6 protein-coding genes and 3 pseudogenes are annotated in these 7,862 nt (G+C 65.1%); 6 read left to right on the top strand and 3 right to left on the bottom strand.

Annotated elements, in window-relative coordinates; translation table 11 throughout:
- The 5 genes and pseudogenes from ycaC (G3436_RS17655) to G3436_RS27785 all read left to right on the top strand — a co-directional run.
- Window positions 1-581 (top strand): annotated as a pseudogene (gene ycaC / locus G3436_RS17655) (isochorismate family cysteine hydrolase YcaC); the annotation flags it as partial.
- A 37-nt stretch (window positions 582-618) separates the two neighbouring features.
- Entirely contained in the window at window positions 619-1,185 is a 567-nt protein-coding gene (locus tag G3436_RS17650; protein WP_163947471.1) for an antibiotic biosynthesis monooxygenase, read from the top strand.
- A gap of 260 nt (window positions 1,186-1,445) precedes the next feature.
- Window positions 1,446-1,925, top strand: a pseudogene (locus tag G3436_RS27795) (amidohydrolase family protein); the annotation flags it as partial.
- Window positions 1,862-2,119 carry an amidohydrolase family protein gene (locus tag G3436_RS27790; RefSeq protein WP_338001280.1) on the top strand — a complete coding sequence of 86 codons (258 nt, stop codon included), beginning with the start codon at window positions 1,862-1,864 and terminating at the stop codon, window positions 2,117-2,119. The pseudogene G3436_RS27795 and the gene G3436_RS27790, both read left to right, overlap by 64 nt.
- A pseudogene (locus G3436_RS27785) lies at window positions 2,092-3,281 on the top strand (amidohydrolase family protein). Before G3436_RS27790 ends, G3436_RS27785 begins: the two are co-directional and overlap by 28 nt.
- A gap of 45 nt (window positions 3,282-3,326) precedes the next feature.
- Here the strand turns inward: G3436_RS27785 and G3436_RS17635 are convergent.
- Entirely contained in the window at window positions 3,327-4,238 is a 912-nt protein-coding gene (locus G3436_RS17635) for a LysR substrate-binding domain-containing protein (protein WP_163947468.1), read from the bottom strand.
- A 167-nt stretch (window positions 4,239-4,405) separates the two neighbouring features.
- Between G3436_RS17635 and ycaC (G3436_RS17630) the strand changes: the two genes are divergently transcribed.
- On the top strand, window positions 4,406-5,035 hold the full coding sequence (gene ycaC, locus G3436_RS17630) for an isochorismate family cysteine hydrolase YcaC (protein ID WP_163947465.1): 630 nt from the start codon (window positions 4,406-4,408) through the stop codon (window positions 5,033-5,035).
- A gap of 67 nt (window positions 5,036-5,102) precedes the next feature.
- On the opposite strand, the gene G3436_RS17625 is transcribed toward ycaC (G3436_RS17630), so the two are convergent.
- Both G3436_RS17625 and G3436_RS17620 read right to left on the bottom strand, forming a co-directional pair.
- The gene (locus G3436_RS17625) at window positions 5,103-6,887 is read right to left on the bottom strand and encodes a monovalent cation:proton antiporter-2 (CPA2) family protein (RefSeq protein ID WP_163947462.1); all 1,785 of its coding nucleotides are present in this window, start codon (window positions 6,885-6,887) and stop codon (window positions 5,103-5,105) included.
- A gap of 89 nt (window positions 6,888-6,976) precedes the next feature.
- Window positions 6,977-7,862, bottom strand: an 886-nt coding sequence (locus tag G3436_RS17620) for a YifB family Mg chelatase-like AAA ATPase (protein WP_163947460.1), incomplete at its 5' end; no start/stop codon positions are given.

The raw sequence follows: 7,862 nt of genomic DNA, 5'->3' as shown, positions 1-7,862 counted from the left end.
CTGCTGGTCGACCACCAGGCGGGCCTGCTGTCGCTGGTACGGACATCGAGCCGGACCGCTTCAAGAACAACGTGCTGGCCCTGGCCGACCTGGCCAAGTTCTTCAACCTGCCGACCATCCTCACCACCAGCTTCGAGCAAGGCCCCAACGGCCCGCTGGTGCCGGAGCTCAAGGCGCTGTTCCCGGACGCGCCGTACATCGCCCGCCCCGGCCAGATCAACGCCTGGGACAACGAAGACTTCGTCAAGGCAGTCAAGGCCACCGGCAAGAAGCAGTTGATCATTGCCGGCGTGGTGACTGAGGTGTGCGTGGCGTTCCCGGCCCTGGCGGCGCTGGAAGAAGGCTTCGAGGTGTTCGTGGTGAACGATGCGTCGGGCACCTTCAACGAGATGACCCGTGACGCTGCGCATGACCGCATGAGCCGCGCCGGTGCTCAGTTGATGACCTGGTTCGGTGTGGCCTGCGAGCTGCACCGCGACTGGCGCAACGATGTCGAAGGCCTGGCGGCGCTGTGCTCCAACCACATCCCCGACTACCGCAACCTGATGACCAGCTACAACGCGCTGACCGCCGGCAAGTAAACCGCACTGCAACCGCACGTTCACCCAGGGAACGCCAATGAACACTGCAACCCAAGACAACCGCAACGTGGTGACCCTGGTCATCCAGCACAAGGCGCGCACCGATTCATTGGCGCTCTACGAAGCCTGGCTCAAGCGCGCGGTCGCCACGGCACGCCAGCAACCTGGCCATCTGGACGTCAACGTGATCCGCCCGCATGGCAGCGGTGGCCACTTCACGACCGTGGTGCGTTTCGCCACTACCGATACGCTGCAGGCCTGGATCAACTCCGCCGAGCGACAGGCCATGGTCAGCGAGGTGCTGCCGCTGCTGGAGGAGGGCGACCAGACCCAGGTCCATGACGACCCGGAGTTCTGGTTCACCCCGCCCAGCAGCAACGCGGCGCAACCGCCGCGCTGGAAGCAGGCGCTGCTGACCTACCTGGTCATCTGCCCGATGACTATGCTGATCCCACACCTGCTGGCGCCGCTGTTCGCGCGCTTCCCGCCACTGGGTGCAGGCATCACCGGCAATCTGATCGGCAACCTGGTCGTCATCCTGCCCGTGGTGTTCTACATCATGCCGTGGGTAACCCGTCGCTGCGCCCACTGGCTGCGCGGTTGAACATTTTTGTACCTGTCTCGTTTGAAGCACTTAGCCCTTTCCAGGAGATACCGACATGAGCACGTTCGTCACCCGCGATGGCACCGCGATCTACTTCAAGGACTGGGCGATGTTGACCAAGTCGTGCCGTTTGAAAGCACCGGCAAAAAGGCCGCCGCGCTGATGCCTGGCGCCAAGCTGAAGGTGTACAGCGGTGCCCCGCCCCCTTTCATTGCCAACCTCAAGCGCGTGACGCCGCCCACTTATCCAAGGAGCCTCCCATGACCGCCGATCTCATCCTGTTCAATGGCAAGCTGCACACGGTAGACCGTGAGAACCCTACCGCCAGCGCCGTCGCCATCAAGGACGGCCGCTTCCTCGCCGTGGGCAGCGACGCCGAGGCCATGGCCTATCGCAACGAGAGCACCCGCCTCATCGACCTCAAGCAGCGCACGGTCATCCCGGGCCTGAACGACTCGCACCTGCACCTGATCCGTGGTGGCCTGAACTACAACCTGGAGCTGCGCTGGGAGGGGGTGCCTTCGCTGGCCGATGCCCTGCGCCTGCTCAAGGAGCAGGCCGAGCGCACACCCAGCCCGCAGTGGGTGCGTGTGGTGGGGGGCTGGAACGAATTCCAGTTCGCCGAAAAACGCCTGCCGACCCTCGAAGAGATCAACCTGGCGCGCCCGATACCCCGGTGTTCCTGCTGCACCTGTACGACCGTGCGCTGCTCAACCGCGCCGCGCTCAAGGCGGTCGGCTACACCAAGGACACGCCCAACCCGCCCGGTGGCGAGATCCAGCGCAACAAGTTCGGCGAGCCAACCGGCATGCTTATCGCGCGGCCCAATGCGACCATCCTGTACGCCACCCTGGCCAAAGGCCGAAGCTGCCGCTGGAGTACCAGGTCAATTCGACCCGCCAGTTCATGCGTGAACTCAACCGCCTGGGACTGACCAGCGCCATCGATGCCGGCGGCGGCTATCAGAACTACCCGGATGATTATCAGGTGATCCAGGAACTGCCGACAACGGTCAGTTGACCGTGCGCATTGCCTACAACCTGTTCACCCAGAAGCCCAAGGAAGAGCTCACCGACTTCAAGAACTGGACCCAGAAGGTCAAGCCGGGTGATGGCAGCGACTTTTTCCGCCACAACGGTGCCGGCGAGATGCTGGTGTTCTCTGCCGCTGATTTCGAGGACTTCCTCGAACCGCGTCCGGACCTGCCGCAGACCATGGAAGAAGAGCTGGAGCCGGTGGTGCGCCATTTGGTCGAGCAACGCTGGCCGTTCCGCCTGCACGCCACCTATGACGAATCCATCTCGCGCATGCTCGACGTGTTCGAGAAGGTCAACCGCGACATTCCGTTCAATGGCCTGCCGTGGTTCTTCGACCACGCCGAGACCATCAGCCCGAAGAACATCGAGCGTGTGCGTGCACTCAATGGCGGCATTGCCATTCAGGACCGCATGGCCTTCCAGGGCGAATACTTCGTCGAGCGCTACGGCGCCAAGGCCGCCGAGAAAACGCCGCCGATCCAGCGCATGCTGGCCGAAGGCATCCCGGTGGGCGCCGGTACCGATGCGACCCGCGTATCGAGCTACAACCCGTGGACCTCGCTGTACTGGATGGTCAGCGGCCGTACCGTCGGTGGCATGGAGCTGTACCCCGAAGGCCTGAGCCGCGCCACCGCGCTTGAACTGTTCACCCATGGCAGCGCCTGGTTCTCCAGCGAGCAGGGCAAGAAGGGTCAGCTCAAGGTCGGCCAGCTGGCGGACCTGGCGGCGCTTTCGCTGGATTACTTCAGCGTCGATGACGAGGCGATCAAGGGCATCGAGTCGGTGCTGACCGTGGTCGATGGCAAGGTGGTGTATGGCGCCGAGGAGTTCGACAAGTACGGCCCGAGCTTGATTCCGGTGTTGCCAGAGTGGTCGCCGGTGGCGCTGGTGCCCGGACACTGGCGTGCCGGTGCGCCGATGGCGGCCGCCTTGCACCAGTGTGTGGGACCATGCGGGGTGCATGCGCACAGCCATGAGAAGGCGCGGCACTCGACGGTGCCGGTCAACGACTTCCAGGGGTTCTGGGGGGCGTTGGGTTGTTCGTGTTTTGCGTTCTGAAACCGATCGGGGGCCTTGATGGCCCCCTTTTCATTCGGGCTTCGGTCAGGCCATGTCGCTGGCAGCGAACTCCTCGGCAAGGTGATCGATCAGCGAGCGTACCGAGGGCAGCAGGCCGCGTCGCGACGGGAAGATCGCATGCACGATGCCGCAGCGTGGGTGCCACTCTGGCAGCAGCTCCACCAGCCGGCCGCTGGCCAGGTCATCGCGTACCGCCACCCGCGGCAAGTGCGCGATGCCCACGCCGGCCAGCACGAACTGGCGCAGGGCGAACAGGTCGTCGGTGACCATCCTTGGCGTGTGCGCGATGACCAGGCTGCGGCTCATGTCTTCGCCCTGGAACAGCGACCACTGGTAGTCGCGCTGGGCGCCGCCCCAGTGAACGCTGGGCAGTGTGCCGAGCAGTGACGGCTCGAAGCCTGCGGGTAGTTGTTCGAGGAAGGAGGGGTGGCCGACCAGGCACTGGGTGCTGTTGCTCAGCACCTTCATCACCATGTCGGTGTTTTCAAGGGGCGGAAAGCGCACCCGCAGCGCCATGTCGAAGCCCTCGTGCAGCAGGTCGACCCGGCGGTTGGTGCTCTCGATGAACAGCTCCACCAGGGGGTACTTGGCCATGTAGCGGGTGAGCATCGGGGCTACCAGCGAGTTGAGCAGGGTGGTCGGGCAACTGATGCGCACCAGGCCCCGCGGCTCGCTGCGATTGCGCTCGATGACCTCGGCGGCGCCCTCGGCTTCCACCCGCATGGCCGTGCAGCGGCGGTAGTACTCCTGCCCGATCTCGGTCAGCGAGCAGTGCCGGCTGGTGCGATGCAGCAGGCGCACACCCAGGCGATCCTCAAGGTCGGCGATGCGCCGGCTGAGCTTTGACTTGGGCATGTTCAGCGCCCGGCCGGCGGGGGCAAAACCGCCATGCTCGACCACCTGGGTGAAGAAGTAGAGGGAGTTGAGGTCTTCCAAGAAAGGGGGTCTCCGCAGGCAAGCGCCATTCCATTTATCGTTCGCATAATAGAACGCTATAGCCGGATTTAGCTATCTGGTGCATCAAAGGTCTTGGTTTTAATCTTTACTCAACAACGCGAAACACCCCACTGATTTGAAACCAAACCACCTTCTGGAGCACGACCATGACCGCATTCAACTACAACCGCCTGAACAAAGACGACGCTGCCGTACTGCTGGTCGACCACCAGGCTGGCCTGCTGTCGCTGGTACGCGACATCGAGCCGGACCGCTTCAAGAACAACGTGCTGGCCCTGGCCGACCTGGCCAAGTTCTTCAACCTGCCGACCATCCTCACCACCAGCTTCGAGCAAGGCCCCAACGGCCCGCTGGTGCCGGAGCTCAAGGCGCTGTTCCCGGACGCGCCGTACATCGCCCGCCCCGGCCAGATCAACGCCTGGGACAACGAAGATTTCGTCAAGGCAGTCAAGGCCACCGGCAAGAAGCAGTTGATCATTGCCGGCGTGGTGACTGAGGTGTGCGTGGCGTTCCCGGCCCTGGCGGCGCTGGAAGAAGGCTTCGAGGTGTTTGTGGTGAACGATGCGTCGGGCACCTTCAACCAGATGACCCGCGATGCCGCGCATGACCGCATGAGCCGTGCCGGCGCACAATTGATGACCTGGTTCGGCGTGGCCTGCGAGCTGCACCGCGACTGGCGCAACGATGTCGAAGGCCTGGCGGCGTTGTGCTCCAACCACATCCCGGATTACCGCAACCTGATGACCAGCTACAACGCGCTGACCGCTGCCCAATAAGCACATCGCTTCAACTGCAAAGGCCGGCAACCCTGCGAGGGTGCCGGCCTTTTTTCGCGTGGGCCGCTCAGTTGGTATCCGACGCGAACAGCCGCTCCAGCTCTACCCGTGCTTCCTTGGCATTCTGCATCACTTTGGCGCGGTCATCGCGCACCAGGCCCTGGGTTTCCAGTACCTGCTCGTCATGCTCGGTGAAGCGCTGGATACGGTCTGCTGCCTGCTCTTCGCCAAGCCCCAGCCCCACCAGGGCGCGACGGGTCATCTCCAGGCTCGAGTAGAACGTCTCGCGGATCGGCACCGCGCCCACGTCGGTCAGCTTGTGCACATGCTGGCGGTTACGCGCGCGGGCGAGCACTTTGAGGTGCGGGTACAGACGCTTGACCCGTTCGGCCGTGCGGGTGGTGATGTCGGGGTCATCGGTGGTGATCACGACGTACTCGGCTTCGCCCACCTTGGCCGCCTGCAGCACTTCGGCGCGCAGCGGGTCGCCGTAGAACACGGGCGCCAGCTCGAAGGTGCGGGTCAGCTCGATGGCGTCCACCGAGGTATCCAGGGCAATGAACGGAATCTTCTGCGCACGCAGGATGCGCGCAACGATCTGGCCCATGCGGCCCATGCCGACGATCACCACGCGCGGCGCATCGGCCTGGATCTGCTTGTACTGCTCCGGCACCTCGCGCGATACCTGCGGGCGCTTGAGCAGGCGCGCGCAGGCCAGCAGCAACAGCGGCGTGAGGGCCATCGACAAGGTGATCGCCATCAGCAGCAGGTCGTAGGTGTAGGCGTCGAACAGGCCCTGGTCCTTGCCCAGCTTGAACACCACGAAGGCGAACTCGCCACCGGCCGCCAGCACCACGCCCAGGCGCAGCGCGCTGCCTGCGTTCAACCCTCCCAGGCGGCCGACCAGCATCAACAGCGGCAGCTTGACCGCCACCAGCAGCAGGGTCAGGCCCAGCAACAGGCCGGGGCTCTCCAGCAGCATGCCCAGGTTGGCGCCCATGCCGACACTCATGAAGAACAGCCCCAGCAGCAAGCCCTTGAACGGCTCGATCTGCGACTCCAGTTCATGACGGTACTCGGAGTCAGCCAGCAGCAGGCCGGCCAGAAACGCGCCCAGCGCCATGGAAATCCCGGCTTCCTCCATCAGCCAGGCGGTGCCGATCACCACCAGCAGTGCGGTGGCGGTGGAGACTTCCGGCAGGCCGGTGCGGGCGACGATGCGAAACACCGGGCGCAGCAGGTAGCGGCCGCCAATGATGACCACCGCGATGCTGGCGAACACCTTCAGGCCATGCTCCAGGCTGTCGCCGTGGCTGGTGTCCGGGCCGCTGGCAGCCAGCAGCGGTACCAGGGCGATCAGCGGTATGGCCGCGATATCCTGAAACAACAGGATGGCGAACGCCAGGCGGCCATGGGGCGCGTTGAGCTGCTTGCTCTCGGCCAGGCTTTGCAGGCCAAGGGCGGTGGACGACAGCGCCAGCCCGAGGCCGACCACCACGGCAGCGGGCATGGATTGGCCGAAGCCGAACAGGGCGATGGCGCCGATCACGGCGCCGGTGAGCAGCACCTGCGCCAGGCCCACGCCGAACACCGATTTGCGCATCAGCCACAGGCGGCGCGGGGAAAGCTCCAGGCCGATGATGAACAGCAGCAACACCACGCCCAGCTCGGAAATGTGCGCAACGCTTTCGGTGTCGCGTATCAGGCCCAGGGCTTGCGGGCCGATAGCCACGCCCGCCAGCAGGTAGCCGATCACGGCACCCAGTTGCAGGCGCTTGGCCAGGGGCACGGCAATGACGGCGGCCAGCAGGAAGATGACGGCGGTTTGCAGAAGGCTGCCTTCGTGGGGCATCGCTCGGGCTCCATGAGCTGCTACGGGGGCAGCGTGAAAAAAGGAGGGCGCATGATGAGGCAGCGTTCGGCGTTGCGCCAGTACAGGCTCTAGGGCGCTGGCCGGTACTGCAGCGCCTCGGCCACGTGTGTGCGGCTTATGTGTTCGGCCTGCTCCAGATCGGCCAGCGTACGTGCCACCTTGAGCAGGCGGTGTGCGGCCCGCAAGGACAAGGTCAGGCGTTCGCAGGCGGTTTCCAGCCAGGCCTGGTCGGTGGTGGACAAGGGGCAATGCAGGCGCAGGCCGGGCAGGTCGAGGAAGGCATTGGCGCAGCCCTGGCGCTGTTGCTGCAACTCGCGTGCGCCAGCCACCCGCTCGGCGATGTGGGCACTGCCCGGACCGTTGTCGGTGCTGTGCGAGAGCGCCGTGGCTTCGCGGGCGACGGTCAGGTGCAGGTCGATGCGATCCAGTAATGGGCCGGACAGCTTGTTGCGATAGCGCTGGATCTGGTCACTGCTGCAGCGGCAGCGACCGGTGGGGTCGCCATGGTAGCCGCAGGGGCACGGGTTCATCGCGGCCACCAGTTGGAAGCGTGCGGGGAAGCGGATCTTGTCTTTGGCCCTCGCGATCACGATTTCGCCTGATTCCAGGGGCTCGCGCAGCACCTCCAGTACCCGTCGTTCGAACTCTGGCAGTTCGTCGAGAAACAGCACGCCGTGGTGTGCCAGGGTGATTTCACCCGGTTGCGGGCGGCTGCCACCGCCTACCAGTGCGGCGCCGGAGGCGGAATGGTGCGGGTGGCGAAAGGGGCGTTGCGGCCAACTGTCGAGCGGTAGCGGGCTGGCCACCGACTGGATCGCCGCTACCTCCAGCGCCTCGCGCTCGTTCAGCGGTGGCAGCAGGCCGGGCAGGCGGCTGGCGAGCAGGGTCTTGCCGGTGCCGGGCGGGCCGCTGAACAGCAGGTTGTGGGCGCCCGCTGCGGCCACCAGCAGCGCG

The sequence above is a fragment of the Pseudomonas brassicae genome (assembly GCF_010671725.1).
GTDB classification, from domain to species: Bacteria; Pseudomonadota; Gammaproteobacteria; order Pseudomonadales; family Pseudomonadaceae; genus Aquipseudomonas; species Aquipseudomonas brassicae.
Note: the sequence above shows the minus strand (reverse complement) of the source record. Positions and strands in the feature narration are given on the sequence as shown.

What these genes read in the sequence shown, in the direction of transcription:
- ycaC (WP_163947465.1), top strand. Translation starts at nt 4,406, where the DNA reads ATGACCGCATTCAACTACAACCGCCTGAACAAAGACGACGCTGCCGTA.
- G3436_RS17650 (WP_163947471.1), top strand. Translation starts at nt 619, where the DNA reads ATGAACACTGCAACCCAAGACAACCGCAACGTGGTGACCCTGGTCATC.
- G3436_RS17625 (WP_163947462.1), bottom strand. Translation starts at nt 6,887, where the DNA reads ATGCCCCACGAAGGCAGCCTTCTGCAAACCGCCGTCATCTTCCTGCTG.